At 69.5% G+C, this 24149-nt stretch carries 18 protein-coding genes and 1 pseudogene; 13 read left to right on the top strand and 6 right to left on the bottom strand.

Annotated features, from left to right (window positions below; genetic code table 11):
- Positions 1-2 precede the first annotated feature (2 nt).
- The 4 genes from ACTWQO_RS10875 to ACTWQO_RS10860 form a co-directional block, all read right to left on the bottom strand.
- Entirely contained in the window at positions 3-662 is a 660-nt protein-coding gene (locus ACTWQO_RS10875) for a response regulator (RefSeq protein WP_443237112.1), read from the bottom strand.
- 52 nt (positions 663-714) lie between these two features.
- Complete coding sequence (locus ACTWQO_RS10870; RefSeq protein WP_443237015.1) at positions 715-1869, bottom strand: histidine kinase; 1155 nt, start codon at positions 1867-1869, stop codon at positions 715-717.
- Positions 1870-1940: 71 nt separating this feature from the next.
- A complete protein-coding gene (locus ACTWQO_RS10865; protein ID WP_443237014.1) occupies positions 1941-2243 on the bottom strand; it encodes an ATP-binding protein in 303 nt (100 codons plus the stop codon).
- Positions 2244-2816: 573 nt separating this feature from the next.
- Entirely contained in the window at positions 2817-3329 is a 513-nt protein-coding gene (locus tag ACTWQO_RS10860) for a hypothetical protein (RefSeq protein ID WP_443237013.1), read from the bottom strand.
- Positions 3330-3612: 283 nt separating this feature from the next.
- Here ACTWQO_RS10860 and ACTWQO_RS10855 point away from each other — a divergent pair, with 283 nt between their 5' ends.
- From ACTWQO_RS10855 to ACTWQO_RS10805, 11 genes and pseudogenes are all read left to right on the top strand, one after another.
- Entirely contained in the window at positions 3613-4338 is a 726-nt protein-coding gene (locus ACTWQO_RS10855) for a response regulator transcription factor (RefSeq protein WP_443237012.1), read from the top strand.
- A gap of 216 nt (positions 4339-4554) precedes the next feature.
- The gene (locus ACTWQO_RS10850) at positions 4555-5787 is read left to right on the top strand and encodes a cytochrome P450 (RefSeq protein WP_443237011.1); all 1233 of its coding nucleotides are present in this window, start codon (positions 4555-4557) and stop codon (positions 5785-5787) included.
- Between the two features lie 58 nt (positions 5788-5845).
- On the top strand, positions 5846-6040 hold the full coding sequence (locus tag ACTWQO_RS10845; protein ID WP_189146035.1) for a ferredoxin: 195 nt from the start codon (positions 5846-5848) through the stop codon (positions 6038-6040).
- The gene (locus tag ACTWQO_RS10840; RefSeq protein ID WP_443237010.1) at positions 6037-7221 is read left to right on the top strand and encodes an NAD(P)/FAD-dependent oxidoreductase; all 1185 of its coding nucleotides are present in this window, start codon (positions 6037-6039) and stop codon (positions 7219-7221) included. The genes ACTWQO_RS10845 and ACTWQO_RS10840 overlap by 4 nt, the downstream gene beginning before the upstream one ends.
- 61 nt (positions 7222-7282) lie before the next feature.
- Complete coding sequence (locus ACTWQO_RS10835) at positions 7283-8788, top strand: aldehyde dehydrogenase family protein (protein WP_443237009.1); 1506 nt, start codon at positions 7283-7285, stop codon at positions 8786-8788.
- A 73-nt stretch (positions 8789-8861) separates the two neighbouring features.
- A complete protein-coding gene (locus tag ACTWQO_RS10830; protein ID WP_443237008.1) occupies positions 8862-9722 on the top strand; it encodes an SDR family oxidoreductase in 861 nt (286 codons plus the stop codon).
- Positions 9723-9908: 186 nt separating this feature from the next.
- The gene (locus tag ACTWQO_RS10825) at positions 9909-11474 is read left to right on the top strand and encodes an MFS transporter (protein WP_443237007.1); all 1566 of its coding nucleotides are present in this window, start codon (positions 9909-9911) and stop codon (positions 11472-11474) included.
- Positions 11475-11810: 336 nt separating this feature from the next.
- A complete protein-coding gene (locus ACTWQO_RS10820; RefSeq protein WP_443237006.1) occupies positions 11811-12965 on the top strand; it encodes an epoxide hydrolase family protein in 1155 nt (384 codons plus the stop codon).
- Positions 12966-13483: 518 nt separating this feature from the next.
- Entirely contained in the window at positions 13484-13933 is a 450-nt protein-coding gene (locus ACTWQO_RS10815; RefSeq protein WP_443237005.1) for an SRPBCC family protein, read from the top strand.
- Between the two features lie 227 nt (positions 13934-14160).
- Positions 14161-14787 carry an NAD(P)-dependent oxidoreductase gene (locus ACTWQO_RS10810; RefSeq protein ID WP_443237004.1) on the top strand — a complete coding sequence of 209 codons (627 nt, stop codon included), beginning with the start codon at positions 14161-14163 and terminating at the stop codon, positions 14785-14787.
- A gap of 101 nt (positions 14788-14888) precedes the next feature.
- Positions 14889-15279 (top strand): annotated as a pseudogene (locus ACTWQO_RS10805) (lipase); the annotation flags it as partial.
- 113 nt (positions 15280-15392) lie between these two features.
- On the opposite strand, the gene ACTWQO_RS10800 reads toward ACTWQO_RS10805, so the two are convergent.
- Entirely contained in the window at positions 15393-18203 is a 2811-nt protein-coding gene (locus ACTWQO_RS10800) for a family 78 glycoside hydrolase catalytic domain (protein WP_443237003.1), read from the bottom strand.
- 394 nt (positions 18204-18597) lie between these two features.
- Here ACTWQO_RS10800 and ACTWQO_RS10795 point away from each other — a divergent pair, with 394 nt between their 5' ends.
- Complete coding sequence (locus ACTWQO_RS10795; protein WP_443237002.1) at positions 18598-21204, top strand: family 78 glycoside hydrolase catalytic domain; 2607 nt, start codon at positions 18598-18600, stop codon at positions 21202-21204.
- 194 nt (positions 21205-21398) lie between these two features.
- On the opposite strand, the gene ACTWQO_RS10790 is transcribed toward ACTWQO_RS10795, so the two are convergent.
- Positions 21399-22775, bottom strand: coding sequence for a GH1 family beta-glucosidase (locus ACTWQO_RS10790; RefSeq protein ID WP_443237001.1), 1377 nt, complete (start codon positions 22773-22775; stop codon positions 21399-21401).
- A 270-nt stretch (positions 22776-23045) separates the two neighbouring features.
- Between ACTWQO_RS10790 and ACTWQO_RS10785 the strand changes: the two genes are divergently transcribed.
- Positions 23046-24149: a LacI family DNA-binding transcriptional regulator gene (locus ACTWQO_RS10785; RefSeq protein WP_443237000.1), complete on the top strand. Its 1104-nt coding sequence runs from the start codon at positions 23046-23048 to the stop codon at positions 24147-24149.

The following is a 24149-nucleotide window of genomic DNA, read 5'->3' as shown; positions in this document are numbered from 1 at the left end:
GGTCAAGCACCCTTCTGCTGATGGTCGTTGAGGTAGGCCAGCACAGCGAGCACCCTGCGGTGCCCGCTGTCGCTGGGCGGCAGGTGCAGCTTCAGGAAGATGTTGCCGATGTGTTTGCTGACCGACCTCTCGGTGATGACCAGCGTCGTGGCGATGGTGGCGTTGTCGTGCCCCTCGGCCATCAGCTTCAGCACCTCGCGCTCGCGCGGGGTGAGGGAGCCCAGCGGTGAGTCCCGGCGGCGCGTCAGCAGCTCGGTCACCACCTCCGGATCCAGCGCCGTACCGCCGGAGGCGACCCGCTCCAGGGCGTCCAGGAACTCGTCGACCCGGCCCACCCGGTCCTTGAGCAGATAGCCGACCCCGCTCGCCCCGCCGCCGAGCAGCTCGGCGGCGTACGACTCCTCGACGTACTGGGACAGGACCAGCACCGGCAGCCCGGGGATCTTCTCCCGTGCCTCCAGGGCGGCCCGCAGGCCCTCATCGCGGAAGCCTGGCGGCATCCGTACGTCCAGCACGGCCACGTCCGGGCGGTGCTGCAGCAGCGCGGGCATGATCTCCGGCCCGCTGCCGGCCACGGCCACGACCTCGTGCCCGGACGAGGTCAGCAGCAGCACGAGCCCTTCCCTGAGCAGAGCGTTGTCCTCGGCGATCACCACGCGCACGGCAGGTCCGTCCTTGTCCACATCGGTCTTGTCCTCGTCCCCGCCGGCTCGGTCACCACACGCACGGCAGCTCCACGGCAATCGTCGTCGGTCCCCCCGCGGGGCTGGTCACGGTCACCTCACCGTCCATAGCTGCGACGCGCCGTCGGATGCCGAGCAGTCCGGTGCCGCCCTTGTCGTCAGCGCCGCCCATCCCCTCGTCCTGGACGACGGCCCGCAAACCCCTGGGGACGCGCTCCAGTTGAACGGTCGCGCGCCGTGAACCGCTGTGCTTGGCGGCGTTGGTGAGCGCTTCGGCGACGGCGAAGTAGGCTGCCGCCTCCACCGCCGCCGGAGCCCGCGGCCCCTCCTCCAGTCCCCCGTCCACCCGCACGGTCACCTCCAGGCCGCTGCCGGCCGCCAGCGCCCGTACGGCGCCGACGAGACCGCGGTCGGTGAGGATCGGCGGGTGGATGCCGCGTACCACCTGCCTCAGCTCGGTCAGCGCCTCCTCGGCCTGGTCCTGAGCGTCGGCCAGCAGCTTGCGCGCGGCTTCGGGATCACGGTCATACGCCCGTTGCGCGAGCCCGATCCGCATGGACAGGGCGACCAGGCGGGCCTGTGCCCCGTCGTGCAGGTCCCGCTCGATACGGCGCAGCTCGGCGCCGTGCGCGGCGATCGCGTCCGCCCGGGTGGCGGCCAGTTCCTCGACACGCGCGGCCAGCAGCGCCTGGGGCGAGGGTTTGAGCAGGGCCTGGGACCAGCGGGCCTCCAGGTCGGCGAGGCGGGTGACCAGCGGCAGGACGACTGCCTCGCGGCGCAGCAGCCCGCACCACACCCCGTCGACGACCAGGCCCAGCGGCCACAGCGGCAGCACCGCGAACAGCAGGGCTCCATAGACGTAGGAGGCGGCCATCCAGCGTAGGTCGGTGAGGGTGCCCGGGTCACGGACGGCGGTACGCAGACGCTCGCGCAGGGGGCCGGTGATCGGCTGGTACGCCTCGGGGATCCGCCGGCCCGTCCAGCCGGCCGTAAGAGCGCGTTTGGCTCCGGCGATCCGGCGGATCAGCAGCACCGTCTCGGGCAACATCCACGCCCCGACCACCGCGACCGTGCCAATGGCCGTGATCAGCAACACGGTGATGAACAGGTACAGGCCGAAGGCCAGCACTGCGGCCACGAGCAGATGGAGCGTGGCCCGCGCTGCCTGCCGGATCGTTCTGCCCATGGCGGCAAGGCTAGGGCCTGGGCGAACGGACGTGATCGTTCGGGGGCGCGCGGGCCGCTGACGTACTGGGTTCATGGCGCCGTGTACTCCTTCGCCGGGGGGTCTTCGAGAGGGAGCAGGCGCAACGGCGGTTCCGCGACGACCTCGAATCCGCCCCGTGGCCGATGGCCCGCGCGCAGACGGCCGCCGGCCGCGTGGGCGCGCTCGCGCATGCCGATGAGCCCGTAGCCGCTGTGAGGGAAGGCCGGGTCGGTCGACGCCGTGCTCCCGCTGTTGGTGATGGTGATGGCCAGCAGGTCGTCGGCGTAAGTGAGCCGTACCTCGGCCGTGCCAGTGGGGGCGTGCTTGGTGACGTTGGTGAGTGCCTCCTGCACGATGCGGTACGCCGTGAGGTCCGTCCGGGCGGGAAGCGGCGGCGGGGCCGGCAATCAGCGCCGTGGGCAGGAGCACCGCTATACCGGTGAAGGTGAAGGAGTTGGCCGTCTTGCGGTCGGAGCGCACGGCCGGCGAGTGGAGCGCGGCCATGAGCGGTCCCAGCAGCATGACGGTGAGAACGTAACCGACAGCGGCCATCACGGTGGCGCAAGCGATGGTCACCGCTGTCGTGATGCGGGGCCGCATACGGCGCCACAGCAGCGCGATACAGGAGATGCCGGCGAGGAGCGCCCCGGGCCACCGCGACCTTCGCCGGTGCGAGGGGGACCGCGGAACCGCCGTAGCATGCTGCTGATCATCGGTGGGAGTCCTGTGCGAAGGGGAAGCGGACACTTCGGTACGGGGCTGGGAGGGGCGGCGACGGATGCGCTTGAGGACGTGATGGGTGCGAGGGAGCACGCACTCCTCCGCCCGCCGGACCCCGCTCATGCGCTCGTTCCCTGTCGTAAGAAACCACCGCCCGGGGCGTCCAGGCCAGGTGCGCCGCCGTGTGGGAATTCGGCCGGTCTGCGTTACGACGTGCAGACGTTCTTCAGTGCGTCGGCCGCGGCATCGATCCGGCTGGCGTCCGGGGCGCTGTCACCGTCGAGGACGGCCTTGTTGTAGCTGGCGATCGCGTCCTTGAGGTCGTCAATCGCCTTGCCGACCTTGTCGTCGGCCGTCCCGCCGTCGACCTTGTCGATCTTGTCGAGGTTGTTCTCAATGGTTTCGATGGACTCCTCGGTCCGATCGGGATCCTTCGCCGCATCCAGGCCGGCCTCATGGATCGCCTGGACGCTGTCGGCGATCGTCCCGGCGTTCCGCAGGCAGTCCAGCGAGTTGTCTGCTTTCGAGCCGTCCGCGTCATCGCATCCAGTGGCCATTCCTGCGGTGAGGATGACTGCGGCTACGGCGGTGGCGACGGAGGCAGTACGACGGGGTCGGCTGTCAGCGGACATAGAGGGGTCCTGCCTTTCAGTTGCGCGGAACGACCAGAGCGACAGGTCGGCGACGGACGATCGCACGGGGGCAAGCGGCGGCTTCATGACAGTGCCCTTCGTGGGAAGGGGAGACGGCGGGGTGCACTGTGAGGTGCGGATCTGTTGTGATCTCTGGGGACCACGATCCCGCCGGCCGCTCGCCGACACGAGGGACCAGCCTCCCGAACCGATGGTGTAGTCCGCTACACCTTGGGGCCGAACGCGCCTGAGGGCCACGCGCGCTCTGTCGGCATGTGGCTGGCACCGCTCATGCCAACGCCCTGATCCCGAACCCGAACCCTCGCGGGAATTAGTTGAGTTAGGCAAGCGGAGCGGTAGGGTGGAGCGCATGGACGGCAGTGGCGCCCGAGCGAAACCGGCACTCGCCCGGGGAGCCGGTCAGCACCTCCTGCTCGTCGTCCATGAGCCGGGCGTTGCCGAACTCCTCTCCACCACCCTGGAGTTGGCGGGATACCGCACCGCCCTGGCCAGGACCGGGGGCGAGGCTCTGGAGCGGCTCGAGGAGCAGCGGTTCGACCTGATGGTCGTCGACTCGGCGCTGCCGGACATGGTGAGCCTGGCCCAGGAACGGCCCGTCGTGGTCCACCGCCCCCCGGTGCTCGTCCTGACGGAGTACGACTCGCTGGGCGCCCTCGTGCCCGAACTGGGCCCGGGAGAGCGGGACTACGTCACCAAGCCCTTCCGGGTGGCCGAGGTGCTGGCCCGGGTGCAGGTCCTGCTGCGGGATGCGCGCCCCGGGCATCCGCGGGACGGCACGCTCAGCTACCGCGACCTGGTCCTGGACGACACCCTGCGCGAGGCGCGCCGCGGCACCCGCACCCTGGACCTGACCCCGGCCGAGTACCGGCTGCTGCGCCATCTGCTGACCAACGCCCACAGGGTGCTCTCCAAGGAGCAGATCGGACAGCACGTCTGGGGCGGCCACCGCGGCGACAACTCCATCGAGCAACTCGTCTCCCGGCTGCGGCGCAAGGTCGACCGTGACGCGCCCGGCCTGATTCACACACGCCGAGGGTTCGGCTACTGGCTCGGGCACGCCGACGCCGAGCACTGACCTGCCGCACCAAACGGCGCCTGTGCTTGCAACTCCTCTACACAGCAAGGCATTTGGCCACCCCGACGCGTCTGTGATCTGCATCACGTCAGCTCTCTGTCAGGGAACTGATCGGAAGCCGTCAGCCCGCTCTGTTTGCATGTGCTCATCGAGGCCTCGACCACTTCACCCCGGCGCTCCCACTCTCGAGCGGAGCCCCCACCACCGAGGAGAACCATGGCCGACACCCTGGCAGGACCCGTTCCCGAGGCACCGGACTCGCCCCCCGAGTTCCCGATGGCCCGGGAGGCCCGCTGCCCCTTCGACCCGCCGCCCGCCCTGAAGGACCTCCAGGAGAAGACGCCCCTGACGAAGGTGCGGCTGTGGGACGGCAGCGAACCGTGGCTCGTGACCCGGTACGCCGACCAGCGCGCCATCCTCGGCGACGCCCGAGTCAGCGCCGACACCGACAGCCCCGGCTACCCGACCAAGGCCAGTCCCGAGGGCGGCGAGGGCAAGCTCAGCTTCATCATGATGGACGACCCCGAACACGCCCGGCTGCGCCGGATGGTGACGGCCCCGTTCGCCGTGAAGAAAGTAGAGGCCCTGCGGCCCGCCGTGCAGAGGATCGTCGACGACCTGATCGACGGGATGCTGAACCGGCCGGGCCCGGTGGACCTCGTGGAGGAGTTCGCCCTGCCGATCCCCTCCCTGGTGATCTGCGAACTGCTCGGCGTGCCCTACGACGACCACGCGCTGTTCCAGGAGAACACCAAGACGATGGTCCGCACGACCGCGACCCCCGAGCAACGCGGTGTGGCGACCCGGGAGATGGCCGGATACCTGGCCGGTCAGATCGCCAAGCGGCTCGCCGAGCCGAAGGACGACCTGCTCTCCAGCATCGCCGGTCGCGTCACGGCCGGGGAGATCGACCACCAACAGGCCACCGAGATGGCCCTGCTCCTGCTGATCGCGGGCCACGAGACCACCGCGAACATGATCGCCCTCGGCACCCTCGCCCTACTCCAGAACCCCGACCAGCTCGCCCTGCTGCGCGACAGCGACGACCCGAAGTTCGTCGCGGGCGCGGTCGAGGAACTGCTGCGCTACCTGAACATCACCCACCTCGGGCGGCGCCGCGCGGTCACCGAGGACATCGAGATCGCCGGCCAGGTCGTCAGGGCCGGCGAGGGCGTCATCATGGCCAACGAGATCGCCAACCGCGACCCCGAGGTGTTCCCCGACCCGGACCGGCTCGACCTCACCCGCGACGCCCGCCGCCACGTCGCCTTCGGCTTCGGCGTCCACCAGTGCCTGGGCCAGCCGCTGGCCCGGATGGAACTCCAAGTCGTGTACGGCACCCTCTACAAGCGCATTCCCACGCTGAAGCTGGCCTGCGCGCTGGAGGACGTCCGGTTCAAGAACGACGCGTTCATCTACGGCGTGCACGAACTGCCCGTCTCCTGGTGACAGCTCCCCGTCCCGCGAACGAACCAAGAACACGAGCGAAGCAAGTAAGGGGAATCCCATGAAGGTGGAGCTGGAAGCCGACAAGTGCGTCGCCTCCGGGCAGTGCGTGCTCGCCGCGATGGATGTCTTCGACCAGGACGACGACGGCATCGCGATCCTCCTGGAGGAGCAGGTCGGCGACGACCGACTCGACGACGTCAAGGAGGCCGTCGCGGTCTGCCCGGCCGCCGCCATCCGGCTGGTCGAGCAGTGAGGCGGATCGTCGTCGTCGGTGCCTCGGCCGCCGGACTCGCGGCGGCCGAGACCCTCCGCCGGGAGGGCTACGACGGCACCCTCACCCTGGTCGGCGACGAACCGCTCGCCCCGTACGACCGCCCGCCCCTGTCCAAGCAGATCCTGGCCGCGGAGTGGGAGCCCAAGCGGCTGGCGCTGCGCACCCCCGACGCGCTGGCCGCGCTCGACCTCGACCTGCGGCTCGGCGTGGCGGCCACCGGCCTCGAACCGGCCGCCCGAACCGTCGAGTTGGCCGACGGATCCGCCCTCCCCTACGACGGGCTGATCGTGGCCACCGGGGTCCGGCCGCGCCGGCTGCCCGGCGAGGGCGCGCACGTCCTGCGAACCCTCGACGACGCGCTGACCCTGCGGGAGCGGCTCACCCCGGGGCGGCGGCTGGTCGTGGTGGGCGCCGGGTTCCTCGGCGCGGAGGCCGCCGCCGTCGCCTGGCGGCTCGGCTGCGAGGTCACGCTCTTCGAACCCGCCCCGGTGCCACTGGCCCACGCCGTCGGCATGGAGGTCGGCAGGGTCCTGACCAACGCCCATCTGGAGCGGGGCGTGAAACTGCGCTGCGGGGTCACCGTCACGGAGGTGACCGAGGACGGCGTGCGGCTCGCGGACGGCTCGGAGATCGAGGCCGACGAGGTGCTGGTCGCCGTCGGCTCCCTGCCCAACACCGAGTGGCTCGCGGGCAGCGGCCTGATCGTCGGGGACGGCGTGGTGTGCAACGAGTACTGCGAGGCCGCCCCGAACGTGTTCGCGGCCGGTGACGTCGCCCGCTGGTACAACCCGCTGTTCGGCACGTCGATGCGCATCGAGCACCGTACCAACGCGGCCGAACAGGGCATGGCCGCCGCCCGCAACCTGCTGCACCCCGAGGCGGGCAAACCCTTCACGCCGGTGCCGTACTTCTGGTCCGACCAGTACGACATGAAGATCCAGGCCTACGGCTATCTCCGCGGCCACGACGAAGTCGCCCTCGTCGAGGGCGACTTGGCCGAGCGGAAGTTCGTCGCCGCGTACCGCACCGGCGACCGCGTCACCGGCACCCTCGCCGTCGGCATGCCGCCCAAGGCGATCCGCCCATGGCGGCAGGCGATCGCGAGCGGCGGGGCGTGGCACGACGGCGTACGCACCACAGTCCCCGCAGTGGAGTCCTGACCTCCGACGACGCCGATACCTCACCTCGGCAACTTCAGCCCCTCACATGAGGAGATAGACGATGTCCACTACTCCATCAGGTCCGCCGTCGACAGCGTCCCCGCACGAGGAGCGCCTGCTGATCGACGGAGAGCTCCGTAGCGCCGCGGGCAGCGGCACGTTCGAGGTGCTCAACCCGGCGGACGGCACCGTTCTGGGCAAGGTCGCCGACGCCGGCCGGGAGGACATGCTCGACGCGATCGCCGCGGCCCGGCGCGCGTTCGAGGAGACGGACTGGGCCGTCGACCGGCAGTTCCGCAAGCGCGTCCTGACCCAGCTCCTCGACGCGCTGGTCGAGGAGAAGGACGAGCTGCGCGAGGAACTCATCGCGGAGGTCGGAGCTCCGCGCATGCTCACCTTCGGTGCTCAGCTGGAAGAGCCTCTGAAGCTGTTCCAATGGCACATCGACCACATCGAGCAGTTCGAGTGGGTGCGCCGACTCGACGACACCGTCAACCGGTTCACCAACGAGCCCAGCGAGCGGTGGGTGGTCAAGGAGCCCGTCGGCGTCGTCGCCGCCATCACGCCCTGGAACTTCCCCTTCAGGTTGCTGCTCGGCAAGCTCGCCGGCGCTCTCGCCACCGGCAACACGGTCGTCGCGAAGCCCGCCCCCGAGACACCATGGAACGCCACTCGCATCGGCCGGCTCATCGCCGAGCGCACCAACATCCCGGCCGGCGTGGTCAACGTGGTGCCGACCAGCAACCTTGACGCGGCCGAACTCCTCCTGACCGACCCGCGCGTCGACATGGTGTCGTTCACCGGCTCCACGGCCACGGGGCAGCGCGTCCTCGAACTCGCCGCGCCGACCTTCAAGCGCACGATGCTGGAGCTCGGCGGCAAGAGCGCGTCGATCATCCTCGACGACGCGGACCTCACACAGGCCATCCCGCAGGCGCTCGGCGCGCTCGCCCACTCGGGCCAGGGTTGCGCACTGCCGACCCGACTGCTCGTGCACCGCAAGGTCTACGACCAGGTCGTCGCCGGCCTTACACAGGCGTTCCAGCAGGTGTCCTGGGGTGACCCTCAGGACCAGGGCACGCTGGCCGGCCCGATCATCTCGGCCCGCCAGCGCGACCGCGTCGCCGACTACATCCGCATCGGCCAGGAAGAGGGCGCGAGGCTCGCGGTCGGCGGCGGCGTCCCCGACCGCGCGGGCTTCTGGGTGGAGCCGACACTCTTCGTCGACGTCGACAACGACTCCACCATCGCACAGGAGGAGATCTTCGGACCGGTGCTCACCGCGACCCCGTTCGACACCGACGAAGAGGCGATCCAGCTGGCCAACGCGAGCCGGTACGGCCTCGCCGGATACGTCGCCTCGGCCTCGACGGAGCGCGCCCTGCGCATCGCACGCGCCATCCGAACCGGCAGCTTCATGATCAACGGTGGCTCGTTCTCCGGCGGGGACGCCCCCTTCGGCGGTTACAAGGCCAGCGGCATCGGCCGCGAGGGCGGCCGCGAGGGCTTCGAGGCCTACACCGAGACCAAGACCATCGGGTCCGCGCTCTCGCTCCCGCTTCCCTGACGCACCACTCCCACAGACACGGCAGGCCCGCACCCGCCACCGGGCGCAGGCGCAGGCGAGAGGAATCAGACACATGAACGACTACCTTCAGTACACCGGCAGGACGGCGGTCGTGACCGGCAGCGCCTCCGGGATCGGCAGGGCGACGGCGAAGCGACTCGTCGAACTGGGCGCGGAGGTCCACGCCATCGACTACGCGCCGACCGACCTGCCGGGCCTCGCCTCCGCGATCCAGGCGGACCTGGCACTGCGCGACGACATCGACCGTGCATTCGCGAAACTCCCCGAGCACATCGACGCGTTCTTCGGCGTGGCCGGAGTCTCAGGTCTCCATCACGACTACAACACCACGCTGCTGATCAACTTCGGCGCCTACAAGTACATCTCGGACACGCACCTGGAGGCGCGGATGGGCGACGGCGGCGCCATCGTCTATGTGACCTCCATGGGCGGTATCAACTGGGAGCGCTACCAGGAGGAACTCAAAGGGCTGATCCACGTCGCCGGGTGGGATGCCACCGTCGACGCGATCGAAGCACTCGGTCTCAACGACCAGCCCGGGCCGGCCGCTTACCCCCTCTCCAAGCGGCTGCTCAACCTGTTCATGGCGCACAGCGCCACCGCGCTCGGAAGCCGCGGAATCCGGGTCAACGCCGTCCTCCCGACGAGCACCGAGACCGGTCTGACGTCCGACTTCGCCGTGATGGCCGGCGGACGCGCATCGCTTGAGTCGCGGGCCGGCCTGAACCAACGTCTGGCCACGCCGGAGGAGATGGCAGACCCCGTCGTGTTCCTCAACTCCCATGCGGCGCGGTACATCTCCGGACACCCACTCACGGTCGACTTCGGCGCCCGCAACCTGCAACTCCTCGGCCGCACCGCCGACGCGCTGGACCGCCCGCTCATCGGGAACGCGCAGGCCACACGCTCCTGACTCCCTGCAAGCCTGCCTACCAGGGGTGCGCGAAGGCCGACGCCCGTCCTGGCCCGCGCGCACCCCTCTCCCCTTACGTCAGCTGAGCCTCCTGCCGTTCCAGCGCCGGCGACCGCGATGTCCTGCCTGCGCCCGTCGAGCGTGATGCACAGCAAACCGGTGACCTGAAACCCGTCGAGGAGCACAGTGAACGAGTCGACTCTCACGGAGGCGTCCCCCACGTCCCAACGGCAGGTACTGAAGGCGCTCAGCGGCCTGCTCCTCGCACTCTTCGTCTCGACCCTCAGCAGCACGGTGGTCTCCAGCGCGCTACCGAAGATCATCGAAGACGTGCACGGGACACAGACCCAGTACACGTGGGTCGTCACCGCGAGCCTCCTCACCACGACGGCGACGACCCCGATCTGGGGCAAGCTCGCCGACCTCTTCAGCAAGAAGTCCCTTCTCCAGGTCGCCATCGTCATCTTCGTGCTCGGCACCGTGGCGTCCGGGATCAGCCAGACGGGCGGGCAACTGATCGCCGCGCGGGCCCTCCAGGGCGTCGGCGTGGGAGGCGCGCAGGCGCTCGTCCAAATCGCCATCGCCGCCATCATCCCGCCTCGCGAGCGCGGCCGTTACAGCGCTTACCTCAGCGGCACCACCTCGACATCGACCATCGGTGGGCCGCTCCTCGGCGGTGTCATCGTCGACACCTCGTGGCTGGGCTGGCGGTGGAGCTTCTTCATCGCCATTCCGCTCGCCGCCGTCGCGTCCTTCCTCCTCCAGCGGACGCTGAACCTTCCTCTCCTGCGCCGCGAGAACGTGCAGATCGACTACCTGGGGGCCACCCTGATCGCCTCCGGGGTCAGTGTCCTGCTCATCTGGGTGTCCTTCGTCGACAACTCCTTCACCTGGGCCTCGTGGCAGACCGCCGCCATGCTGTCCGGCGGACTGGCCCTGCTCGCCGCCGCCCTGTGGGTGGAGAAGCACGCCACCGAACCGATCGTCCCACTCGCCATCGTGCGGCAGCGCACCACCGCCCTGGCCATCCTCGGCAGCCTGGCCGTCGGTACGGCCATGTTCGGCGCCTCGGTCTTCCTCAGCCAGTACTTCCAGCTCAGCCGCGGCCACACCCCCACCGAAGCCGGCCTGCTGACCATTCCGATGATGGCCGGCATCCTGATCGCCTCCATCGTCGCCGGCCGGCTGATCAGCCGCAGCGGGAAGATCAAGCCGTTCCTCATCACCGGCGCCGCACTGCTCACCGCCGGCTGCACGGGCCTCGGCGTCATCGACAACAAGACCCCCATGGTCTTCCTGGCCGTGTCGATGCTGTGTGTCGGGATGGGCGTCGGCATGACACTGCAGAACTTCGTACTCGCCGTGCAGAACACCGTGCCGCTGAAGGACATCGGGGCGGCGAGCTCCACGGTGACGTTCTTCCGCTCCCTCGGCGGCACGATCGGCGTCGCCGTCCTCGGCGCCGTCCTGGCCCGCCAGGTCGAGGACGGGACCGCGAGCGGCCTTGCCTCCGCCGGGCTGTCCGGCGCAGACTCGGACTCTCCCGCACTGCGGGAGATCATCCGCGTCGCGTACGGTGACGCGACGGCACACGTCTTCCTCCTCGCGGCCGCCGCAGCCCTTCTCGCCGTCATCGCAGCCGTCCTCCTCAAACCGGTCGACCTGCGCAGCAGCCTCGACCTGCCTGAGCAGACCGATGAAGCAGTGGCCGCGGCGCCCGATCCCGACCAGGGGAGCCGTGCGAGCGCGTGATGCCGAGCTGCCCCGCCGCTGCCGTACCGGGAGGATCACGGAAGGCCACAGGCGGTCGGCGTCCGGGTACCGGCCCTCGCCGACCAGCACCAGGCCGCCTCCGGCAGGTACCGCCTTCAGCGGACGACCTTGCGGGTGGCGGGCGTTGACCTTGTCCATCGTTCGTGCCGCATATGACCTTGCGTATCTCGACGTCGAAGAGAGCTGCCACGGGTCATGGGCTCGTCCAGGGCCTGTGATCACCTGGCTTGACTGTTGATCACCACCCGCCACCGTCGCCGGGCAGTCGCAGCTCCGGCCTCTCCACCGCCCGGCCCGAACCAGGAAAGCCCCCACATGAACGCGATCACCCCCTTCCGCATCGACATCCCCCAGTCCCAGCTGGACGATCTGCACGACCGCCTCGACCGCACCCGCTGGCCCGACGAACTCCCCGGCGTCGGCTGGGAGTACGGCATCCCCCTCGACTACGTCAAAGAGCTGGTCCACTACTGGCGCCACTCCTACGACTGGCGCGTCCACGAGACACGCCTGAACTCCTTCCCGCAGTTCACCACCGAGCTCGACGGCCAGAACGTGCACTTCCTGCACGTCCGTTCAGCGAACCCCGACGCCCTGCCCCTGATCACCACCCACGGCTGGCCCGGCTCCCTCGTCGAACTCCTCGACATCATCGAGCCGTTGAGCGAGTCCTTCCACCTCGTCGTCCCCTCCATCCCCGGCTACGGCTTCTCGGGCCCCACCCGCGAGACGGGCTGGAACGTCGAACGCGTCGCCCGCTCCTGGGCGCAGTTGATGAGCCGACTCGGCTACACCCGCTACGGCACCCACGGCAGCGACTGGGGATCGTCCATAACCCGCGAACTGGGCCGCATCGACGCCGAACACATCGTCGGCGTCCACGTCACCATGATCGGCGCTCCGCCTCCCCCGGACGCCGCGCCCTTCACCGACGAGGAGCAGGCACGTCTGAAGCACGGAGAGCGCTACCAGCGGGAGCTGTTCGGCTACGCGGCCGTCCAGTCCACCCGGCCACAGACGCTCGCCTTCGCCCTGCACGACTCCCCGGTCGGCCAACTCGCCTGGATCGTGGAGAAGTTCAAGGACTGGACCGACTCCGTCGACGCGCCCGAGGACGCGGTGGACCGCGACCAGATGCTGACCGACGTCATGGTGTACTGGCTCACCGGCACGGCAGCCTCCGCGGCTCGCCTGTACCGCGAGTCCGCCGCCTCCTGGGGCCGGCAGCCGGAACCCTCCACCACCCCAACCGGTGTCGCGGTCTTCCCCAAGGACCTCAGCCTCACCATCCGCCGCTTCGCCGAAGCCACCAACACCATCACGCACTGGTCCGAGTTCGACCGCGGCGGCCACTTCCCCGCCATGGAGCAGCCCGATCTACTGGTCGCCGACATCCGAGGGTTCTTCCAGAGTCTTCCGGAGACAGCACGGTCATCTTCTCGGCCGCGAGAGGCCGAGATTGCGGACTGAGACATTCACGCGGCGTCGCGTTCCCCGGTCTGCCCCCACGTCCATCAGTGGTGGCAGACCGGGTCCCGGTTCTCGGCGGTCTCCTTGTACGCGTGGCCCGCAGGAAGGTGGCGACGACCGTAAGGAGACACAGGGACACGACGCCCGTCGGTGTCTCTCCGCCCGTCCTGACCGCCTCCTGGCAGGCGTCACCCACGTCCCTGCACCGTAGCTGCGGCCGAGGGGCGCCGGTACGCGGGACTGCGGCGGCAGATTCCCACTGTCTCGCATGCCCATGCGCACCGGTTCGACCACCTGGAATTCATGGCTGCATTCAGCGCTAGCCCTCGAGAGCGATCCCATGACTCGAACTTGCTACTGAGTTTCACCTTTGCTAGCTTGTAGCAAAAATGGCGGAGTGGGTCCAAGGGAAGCCGCATCGACGGGCGTGCCTCACCTGAGTCGCACCGCCGAGCATGGGAGCGGCCATGCTCCCGTGCAAGCGAGTCGTCGCCAGCGCGGCCAGCGGGAAGTACCAAATGCGAGAGGTCAGCACGTATATCGACATAGACGCGAGCCCCGGGCTGGTGTGGGAGGCCCCGACGGACTTCACCCGCTATCCGGACTGGAATCCGTACATCCGTGCGCTGACCGGAGAGCTTCGGGTCGGGGCCACGTTGGCCCTGCGGACGCAGCCCGCGAAGGGCCGCCCGGTCAATTTCAAGGCTCGGGTGACAGCCGTGACGGAGGGCATCGAACTCCGCTGGGCCGGCGGGCTGCCCATTCCGGGCCTCTTCGGCGGCGATCACGGCTTTGCCCTCAACCCGCACAACGGCGGGACGCGGGTGATCCAGGGCGAGAGGTTTACGGGGCTGCTGGTACCCGTGATGAGCAGCATCATCGACCGGACCCTGGAGAACTTCGAGCGGATGAACCAGCCCTTCAAGGAATGGGCGGAAGCCAAGGCCTCGGCCGGGTCAGGGCGGTGACCGCACACGACGTACCCGGCTGCGAGGAACGGGTTCCCGTCAGCAGTAGATGCAGTAGCTGCCCGGACCTGCCCCATTAGCGGGAGCCGGTTGCAGCAGGCGCGCTAACGCCGCCGGTGTGCTCATAGATGAACCTGCCCGCGCTGAGCTGCGCCTGCCCGGTGCGACGCAGCGAACACCAGATTCGTACACGAGAGCCGTCCAGGCTCCTGAAAGGACTGACTGCAATGAGATTTCTCCTCCTGGGCGCCACCGGCGCGACCGGCGGCCTCTTCACGGACGCGGCCACCGCCGCCGGACACGAGGTGGTCGCCTTCGTACGCGACCCCGCCAAGCTGTCCCAGCGCGAGCGCGTGACCGCGGTCGCCGGTGACGTCCGCGACGCCGATGCGCTGACCGAGGCCATGCGCGGCGTGGACGCGGTGGTCAGCACCCTCGGGATCGGCAAGGCCAAGGACCCCGCGAACCTGATCACCGACACCACCCGCGCGCTCGTCCAGGCCGCCGAGGCCAGTGGTACCAAGCGCGTGCTGATCATGTCGGCGTTCGGCGTCGGCGAGTCTCTGGCAAAGGCCTCCGGGATCCTCCGGTTCCTCTACAAGGGCGGCAAGGCGAACTTCACCGACAAGGCAGCAGGCGAGCACATCCTCACCACCTCCGCCCTGGACTGGACGCTCGTCTACCCGGTGCTGCTGACCAACAAGCCGGCCACGACCGTCCAGGCAATCGACCTGCAGCAGCTCGACCGCCTGCCCGGCGTGCCCAGGATCTCTCGGGCCGACGTCGCCGCGTTCCTGCTCAGCGCCGCCGCCGAGGGCTCCTGGTCCCGGCGCACCGCAGTGCTCACCAAGTAGGCCCGTCTTCCCATGGCCGTCGCCAGGAGAGCCCAGGGCGATCACTCATGCCGCGCACCGTCATGGTCATGCCTACACGGATGACGACGGTCGTCGCCCCCAGCCTCCGCGACGGCCACCCCACCGCACCCCTTCTTGTCGTCTCCCCGATCCTCTGCCCCATCCACGAGGACACCCCGGCCCCGGCTCCCCCGACGTCACCGAACTCGCCGAGGGCCGCGTCCACTACCGCGCCATGGGCGACCCGACGGACCCACCCCCGGAATGCTGACCCTCCGCGTCATCCGCGACGAACTCTCCGCCCCGGTGGCCCAGCGCACGAAGGACGACCCTCACCTCCACTACCTCGACGGCCTCGCCCTCTACGGCGAGTCCGAGGCCACCACCCTCCCCCTCCCGGACGGCCTCCACCCGGACGCCGAGACGCACCGCCACATAGGCGAAGGTTTCGTGGACCTGACTTTCCGAGCCGACGGCCCCTTCGCCCCGTAAAGGGGCGTGGGGCTACATTGCAGCTCCCCCTGTGGGGGCGATCAACCACCCACAACCCGCACCCGCCCACGAACCCCATCCCTTCCTATGGCATGCGTCGTGGCCGCCAGCAGTCAGTCAGGGAGCGATGTGAAGATGGCGTCGACCTCACGCTGGAAGGCGCCCGCGCCCGGTGCGAACTCCTGCGGTGCGAGGGCACGAGCGAGATCCGTCGCGGGCGCGTCGAGGTGCGCGGCCAGCTGACGGGCCGCCTCGGCCTCGCCGCCGGGGGCCACACCGGTCCGGACAGCCGCAGCGGCTACCGCGGACCAGGTCGCCGGTTCGTCGAGCACATCGCGGACGGTGGCCGGCGTCTGCGGCTCGGGGGAGGTCGAGAACGGGTCGGGCACCTCCCAGTGATGCTCGCCATGTGCGACGGTCTCGTGCGCGTCGGCGCCGGGCAGCCGGACCTGCGCGGTGGTCCCGACGGGAACCTGCGCCTCCAGGCGGAAACGTCCGTCGGCGCGTGTCCAGGCCACGCAAGCTTCGCCGTACGGAGTGACGTGGCGGGCCGAGGCGGAGGTCAGCGCGGCGGACGGCACGGGGTGGATGGTGATCACGCGGTACCCGGGCGCGGCGGGGGCGAGGCCGGCGACCCGCCGGTGCAGCCAGTCCGCGACCGCGCCGAGCGCGTAGTGGTTGAAGGAGGTCATCTCGCCGGGGTTGATGCTGCCGTCGGGCAGCATGCTGTCCCAGCGCTCCCAGATTGTGGTCGCGCCCATGGTCACCGGGTAGAGCCATGAGGGGCAGCCCGTCTGCAGCAGCAGACGGTAGGCGACGTCGGCATGTCCGGTCGAGGTCAGTGCGTCGGTGACCAGTGGGGTGCCCACGAACCCGGTGCCGATGCGAAAGCCGCCGGTGCGTACGAGGTCCGCCAGCCGTCGGCCGGCCTCCTTGCGCTGTTCCTCGGGCAGCAGTGCCCACTCGATGGCCAGGGCGTAGACGGTCTGCGCGTCGGACAGGACACGGCCTGCGGGCGTGACGAAGGCACGTCCGAACGCCTCGCGGACCTCGGCCGCCAGGGCTGCGTGGTGGTCCGCCACCTCGCTCCGGCCCAGCACGCGGGCCGCCTCGGCCACGATCTCGGCCGAGCGGGCCAGGTGTGCGGTGGCGACCACGTCGGGGTCGGCCTTGGCCCGGTAGGGGTCCTCGGGCGGTGCGGTCGGGTCCAGCCAGTCGCCGAACTGAAAGCCGCCCGTCCACAGCCGGTCGGGGCCGGCGAGTTCGGTCATCCGGTTCACCCAGGCGCACATGCTCGGCAGCTGCCGCTCCAATACGCCGCGGTCCCCGGTGCGTTGGTACAGCACCCACGGCACCACCGTCGCGGCGTCGCCCCAGGCCGCCGCGCTGGGGGACGGGGTGCGCAGCACGTCCGGCACCACGAACGGGACGGATCCGTCGGGTTGTTGTTCGGCCGCAAGGTCGGCGAGCCACGAGTCAAGGAAGCCCGCGGTGTCGAAGAGGAAGGCCGCCGTCGGCGCGAACACCTGGATGTCGCCGGTCCAGCCGAGCCGTTCGTCGCGCTGAGGGCAGTCGGTGGGTACGTCGACGAAGTTGCCGCGCATGCTTCGGACCACGTTGTCGTGGAACTTGTTGAGCAGCTCGTGCGAGGAGCTGAACCAGCCCGTGCGCCGCAGGTCCGATCCGATCACCACCGCCTCGATGTCCTCACCGCGCAGGCCCGGCACACCGGACACCTCCGCGTATCGGAAGCCGTGGAACGTCAGGGACGGTTCGAGGAGTTCCCCGTCGGTGCCCGTGACGAGGTAACTGTCAGTTGCCTTGGCCGTGCGCAGGGGACGGGTGCCGAGTTCCCCCTCCTCCAGGACTTCCGCGTGCCGTACGACGACCTCGCTGCCCGGCGCGAGACCCCGGACACGCAACCGCACCCAACCCACGGCGATCTGGCCGAAGTCGACCAGCGTCCGGCCCGACGGTGAGGTCCACACCCGCTCGGGCGAGAGCAGAGCGCTGGCCCGCACGCCGGGCCCGTCCGACGCCACGAGGGGGATGGCGTCGCCTCCGGTCACTTCGACTCCGCCAGTGGCCGGGCGCCAGCCTGCGCCCCGCCGCCGCAGGTCAGTGCGCTGGCCGTCGTAGAGATCGTCGGCGAGTACCTCGCTCTCGCGCGCTGTCCACGTGCCGTCGGTGGCGAGGACGTGCACGCGGCCGTCAGCGGTCGTGACCTCCAACTGCGCCAGCACCGCGAGTCGGTCGCCGTAGAGCGCGCGCTCGCCCTGGAAACCGAGCCGGCCCCGGTACCAGCCGTTGCCCAGCAGGAAGTCCAGCTCGTTGGGCCCGCTGCGGACCAGGTCCGTGACGTCGTACGTCTGGTAGCGCAGCCGGTGCTGGTAGGCGGTCCAGCCCGGCGTCAGGACGAGGTCGCCGACGCGGCGGCCGTTGAGCGTGGCCACGTACAGACCGTGAGCCGTGGCGTACAGCCGGGCCTTGACCACCTCGCCCGGCACGTGAAGTGAGCCGCTCAGCACTGGCGCGGGTGCGTGCATGCCCCCGATGCCGACCGGACTCACGAAGGAAGCGGACCAGTCGGAGGCCTCGAGCAGACCGGCCTCCACGACTGCCGGCGCCCCCCACTCGCTCCACTCCTCCTTGTGCGCGACACGGACCCACACCCGGGCGGACTCCCGGGACGCGAGCGGCTCGGCCGGCCAGGGCACCAGCACCTGCTCGCCGCTGTCCACCCGGTACCTCTCACGGTTACCGCTCCGACTGATCTCGACCTCGTACGCCGTCTGCTCGTAGCCCTCGTCGGCCTGCGGAACCGTCCACGACAAGCGGGGGGTACCAGTCCCCACGCCGAGTACAGGAGAACCGTCCGTGTGGTGCTCGAATCGAGGTGCGCGGGGAGCGGCAGCCACAACCATGCGGGTCTCCAGACTTCTCGACAGACGGATGGGATCCGGGACAGGGGTGTACGCGTTGCCCGGTGGAAACACCCTTGCGAGCTCTCGGAATGAGCGGTGTCGAAGGGAGTCCGATGATTTGTATCGTTCCATAAGTGCCTTGACTTAGGAAGGCATCGGTGGCCGAGTCCAGCGTGCTGGCGGAGCCACCGCAGGATCCTTCTCTCAACAAGCGCCGAAGGACAGCTGACTTGACCTGTCCATTCGATGCCCACGACTCTTGTCCTTGACGAAGCCCCGCCTCGCAACACCAGCGCATCTCATTGACCACTCCCGGCTCCGCTGCCTAGCCTCGGAATGGAACGTTACAGACCCTGGTGTGCCCGAGAACGTTGTCCGAGCAACGGAGGCCTTCATGACTGAGCAGACAACGACCGACGCACCACACCGGCTGCGCTTCGAGCACCTTGATGACGCCGTCCTGGGCACGGATGTCGCCCGCCCACGTCTGTCGTGGCAGTTGCCCGTCGGTGCCACGCGTCAGACGGCGTACGAGATAGCGGCGGGCGAGTGGTCGACCGGCGTCGTGCGATCCGCCGAGCGCGTACTGGTCCCGTACACGGGCCCTGAGCCAGCCGCCCGCGGACGCGTCGAGTGGCGGGTACGCGTGTGGACCGACCTCGGCGAGAGCCACTGGTCGGCACCGGCGTTCTGGGAGATGGGGCTGCTGAAGCGGAGCGACTGGTCGGCCTCCTGGATCCGGCCCCATGAGCAGGACGTACCCGCGCCCGGTCATCGACCCGTCTACGCCCTGCACTCTCATGTGGAACTGCCCGGGCCGATCGCCTCGGCCCGGGCCTACGTCACAGCCCACGGCATCTACGAGCTGGTGGTCAACGGTCAGCGGATCGGCGACCAGGAGCTCACCCCGGGCTTCACCGCCTACCGGTCGAACCTTCAGGTGCAGACCTACGACCTGACCACCGTATTGCGCCAAGGCGCGAACGATCTGGGCGCGTTCCTTTCCGACGGGTGGTACCGCGGCCTGTTCGGCTACGGCCGTACCTACGACAACTTCGGTGACCGCACGGCGTTCCTCGCCCAGTTCGAAGTCATCCACACCGACGGTTCCACGACCGTTGTCGGTACCGACCTCGGCTGGGGCTCCACCATCTCCGACTCCACGGAGGCGGACCTGCTCGACGGACAGCGCGTGGTGCAGCGGCCGGGCGGTTTCCGCTGGGATCGCCAGGACTGGCAGCCGGTGCTCGAGCCGACGGATCCGCTGTGCGCCGACTGGAGCCGCCTGTGCGCGACCCCGGCACCTCCGGTTCGCCGCGTCCGGTCGATCACGCCGGTGTCGGTGACGACGCTCGAGGGCGGGCGGCACATCGTCGACCTCGGCGAGAACACCAACGGCTGGATCCACCTCGACGCGGTACGTCCCGGGTCGGAGATCGTGCTGACTCATGGCGAGGCCCTCGACGCCGACGGTGACGTCACGACCGATCACCTGCGTCCTGACGCGGACAGCCCCACTCCGAGCCCGTTCAACCAGATCGACTCGGTGGTCTTCGTAGCCGAAGGCCAGGCGTTCGAACCGCGCCACACGACCCACGGGTTCCAGTACGTGGCCGTCGACGGACTGCCGGGGCCCCTCGGCACGGCCGACCTCCACGGCGTCGAAGTCCGCACGGATCTGCGCCCTACCGGCACATTCCATTGCAGTGACCGCCGCATCGAACTGCTGCACGAGGCTGCGGTGCGCAGCTGGCGGACCAATGCGTGCGACGTGCCGACCGACTGCCCCCAGCGTGAGCGGGCGGGGTGGACGGGCGACTATCAGATCTTCGTGTCGACGGCGGCCTTCCTCGACGACATCGCCGGGTTCACCGACAAGTGGCTGAAGGACCTGGCCTCCGATCAGGTGTCGAACGGCATGGTCAGGAACTACGTCCCGTCTCCGGAGGCGGCGATCGCGGTTGTCGAGGGTTCGTCGGGGTGGGCCGATGCGGCGGTTTCCGTGCCGTGGCAGATGTGGCAGTCGTATCGGGATCGCGAGGTGTTGGCGCGGCAGTACCCGTCGGCTGTCGCGTGGTTGGAGTTCGTCGAGACGACCGCGCGTACGGCGCGAGCGCCGGAGCGGATCGAGGCGAATCCCGAGGCACTCGAACACGAGCAGTTCCTCTGGGACACCGGGTTCCATTGGGGGGAATGGCTGGAGCCCGGAGTCGAGATCGCCCTCTTCGAGGGCGAGCAATCGATCGTCGCCACCGCCTACTTCGCCCACTCCGCCCGTCTGCTCGCCAGGACCGCGGAGGTACTGGGCAAGACGGAGGACGCGGCACGCTGGACCGAGCTCGCGGCGAACGTCGAGCACGCCTGGGCCACCGAATTCATCGGCGCCGACGGTCGGCTGGCGCGGGACAGCCAGGCAACCTACGCCAGAGCGCTGCGGTTCGGCCTGATCCCCGAGCACCTCGTGCCGTCGGCGGTCGAGCACCTCGTCGAACTGATCCGGGCAGATGGCACACACCTGTCGACGGGCTTCCTGTCCACTGGAATGCTGCTGCCGGTACTGGCGGACAACGGGCGTGCCGATGTCGCGTTCGACCTGCTCTTCCAGGACACCTCGCCCTCGTGGCTGACCATGATCGATCGAGGCGCCACCACCATCTGGGAGCACTGGGACGGCATCGACGCCAAGGGCACGCCGAGCGGCTCGCTCAACCACTACAGCAAGGGGGCGGTCATCGGTTTCCTGCACCGGTACGTGGCCGGCCTGCGTCCGCTCGAATCGCACCCTGGCTACGAGCGCTTCGCCGTGGAACCGGTGATCGACGACCGGCTGGACTGGGCACGAGCGACGCTCGAGACTCCCTTCGGCCTCGCGTCGTCGTCATGGCGACGCGAGGACGGCGCCGTCCGCTACGAGGTCATCGTGCCGGCGGACACGGAATGCGAGTTCCGTGTGGGCGAACCCGTCGTCCTGGGACCGGGGACCCACGTAATCGCGTTCTAGTCCTCTTGCCCTGTGAGACAGCGGTGGTGGTCTCCTTGCGGTCGTTGGTGAGGATGTCGCCGCACGCCGGGCGGGAACGGACAGCACGGGCGGACGGCGTAAGGGGAGGAGGTGCCGCCCGCCCGTGCTGTCACTCGTGGAGGGCCTCACGGCGAAAGGCACGTGGTCCCGACGGGAAGCGCTCGGGCAAGCGGTCAGGCTTGGGCCGCGATCAACCGCTGGTACCAGCGGTAGCTGTCCTTGGGCGTGCGCCGCAGGGTGTCGTAGTCGACGTGGACGATCCCGAAACGCCTGTCGTAGCCGAAGGCCCACTCGTAGTTGTCGAGCAGCGACCAGACGTAGTAGCCGCGTACGTCCACTCCTTCGGCGACGGCCCTCGCGACGGCGGCCATGTGGTCGCGGAGGTACCCGATCCGGTCGGGATCGTGGATCTGGCCGTCGGCGGACACCACGTCGTCCTCGGCCGATCCGTTTTCGGTGATGAGGATGGGCGGAAGGGCGTCCGCGTACTCGTGACGCAGTGAGACGAGCAGCTCGCGCAGACTGTCGGGAACCACTGCCCACCCCATCGCGGTGCGCCGGACTCCCGGGATGTCGACGTGCTCGATGCGGCAGTCCGTCGCGGTACGCAGGGCCGGGTCGGGCCGGCGATGGGGCGCGTCACGGACCACGGCCGGGGTGTAGTAGTTGATCCCGAGGAAGTCCATCGGTGCGGAGATCAGCTCCAGATCGCCCTCTCGTCGGAAGGTCTGCCGGGTGATCAGCTCACCCCACGTCTCCTCCTCGGCGGCCGGATAGCGCCCGCGCAGCAGCGGCTCGGTCCACACCAGCTTCTGCAGGGTCTCCGCACGTACGAGGGCCGCGACATCCGCGGCGGAGTCGGAGGCCGCGGTCACGTGGCTGAGGTTGAGCGTGATGCCCACCTCCCGGAGGCCGGCGGTACGCAGCGCCCGCATCGCCAGACCGTGACCGGTCAGCAGATGATGGGCGGCGGCCAACGCCGGGGTGCCTTCCGTCGCGCCGGGGGCGTGATGGCCGTCCGCGTAGCCCAGGAAGGCGCTGCACCCTGGCTCGTTGAGGGTGATCCAGCGAGGGACTCGGTCGGCGAGGGCGTCAGCCACCAGGGCCACGTACTCGCCGAAACGCTCCGCCGTGTCGCGGATCCGCCAGCCGCCACGATCCTCCAGAGTCTGTGGCAGGTCCCAGTGGTAGAGGGTCGCGGCCGGTTCGACGCCGGCGGCCAGCAGTTCGTCCACCAGCCGGGAGTAGAAATCCAGGCCCTTGTGGTTCACCGGGCCCGAGCCGGTCGGCTGGATGCGCGGCCAGGCGATGGAGAAGCGGTACGAGCCGACACCCAACTCGCGCAGCAGCGCCACGTCTTCGGGGTACCGGTGGTAGTGGTCGCAGGCCACGTCACCGGTGGCGCCGTGCAATACCCGGCCCGGCTCGCGGGAGAAGGTGTCCCAGATGGAGGGCCCGCGACTGTCCTCGTGGACCGCGCCTTCGATCTGGTACGAGGCGGTGGCGGCACCGAACACGAAGTCGGGCGGAAGGGAGGGAAATTCGCTCATGCTGTCCTTACCTCTTGTTGCTTGCCGGAGTCGCCGGTGAGGACGGTCCGGGGCGGGGTGTCCGCGCTGTCGTGCGGAGACGCGCTCTCGGCTCCTGCATCGAGCCGCTTCGACGGGACCATCGATTTTTGTATCGTTCCATAGAGAGATCGGCCTAGGAAGGCATCGGTACCCTCTTCCATCGCGACCTGTGCGGTCTCGGTCTGTCACTGCGGCTGTAGCATGGCGCCCGTGGAAGACGACGCTGCTAAACCGGCTACGCAGGACGACGTGCGTGATTCCAGTGGTGGCCGGGCGAGGCCGGTGCGCGCCGACGACTTCATCGCGTCCCGGCCTTCCAGGGGTCGCCGTGCAACGATCCAGGACGTGGCGCGGGAGGCGCAGGTCTCGGTTTCCACCGTCTCCAACGTGATCCGCGATGCCCCCGGCGTCCGTCCCCAGATGAAGGCCAAGGTCACCGCGGCGATCGAGAAGCTGGGGTACCGGCCGCAGGCCGGCGCCCGCGCGATGCGAGGACGCTCGTACACCATCGGCGTCATGCTCACCGAGTTCTCGGCCCCCTTCCAGACAGAGATCGCGGAAGGGATCGCCGACGAGCTGGAGCCGAGTCCGTACCAGGAGATCTTCGTCGCTGGCGGCCTCTCCCCCGAGCGCCAGCAGAAAAGTATCGAAGCCCTCACCGACCGGCAGGTGGACGGGCTCATCGTCATCGCACCGGCGATGGCCACCTCGTGGCTGGAGAAACTGGGATCGGGACTGCCCACCCTGGTGATCGCACGGCACGGCGGCTCCGCCCAGTACGACACCGTCGTGGACGACGATCAGGGCGGCGCGCGCCTCATGGTCGATCACCTCGTGGCCCTGGGCCACAAGCGCATCCTGCACACCAGTCATCCGGCGGGACGCCTCAAGAGGCCCTTCATCCTGGCCCACACCGCCCGATGCGACGGCTACGTCAACGCCATGAAGAGGCACGGCCTCGAGCCCGACGTCGTCGAGACCACCTACTCGGAAGCAGGCGGTTACCAGGCCGTCCAGGAAGCCCTGGACAGGCCGACGCCACCGACGGCCGTCTTCGCCGGCGCGGACATCGCCGCATTCGGTGCCCTGCGCGCCGCGGAGGAGCGCGGCTTGAGGGTGCCTCAGGACATCACCATCGCCGGGTACGACAACGTCTATGCCTCGACGATCGGCCGAGTGTCCCTCACGACGGTCGACCAATCGGGCCGCCTCACGGGCCAGATGAGCGCGCGGCTCCTGCTGGAACGGCTGAACGGCCGGACCCAGCCTGTGCATTACGTCGTGTCCCCTCGGCTGATGCCACGTGGCACGAGTGCGGCCCCGGTACGTAAGCCCGCCAGACGGCCGGCCTGA

The sequence above is a fragment of the Streptomyces sp. 4N124 genome, from assembly GCF_052245395.1.
In the GTDB taxonomy this organism is placed as follows: domain Bacteria; phylum Actinomycetota; class Actinomycetes; order Streptomycetales; family Streptomycetaceae; genus Streptomyces.
This window is presented reverse-complemented; position numbering and strand designations above follow the sequence as displayed.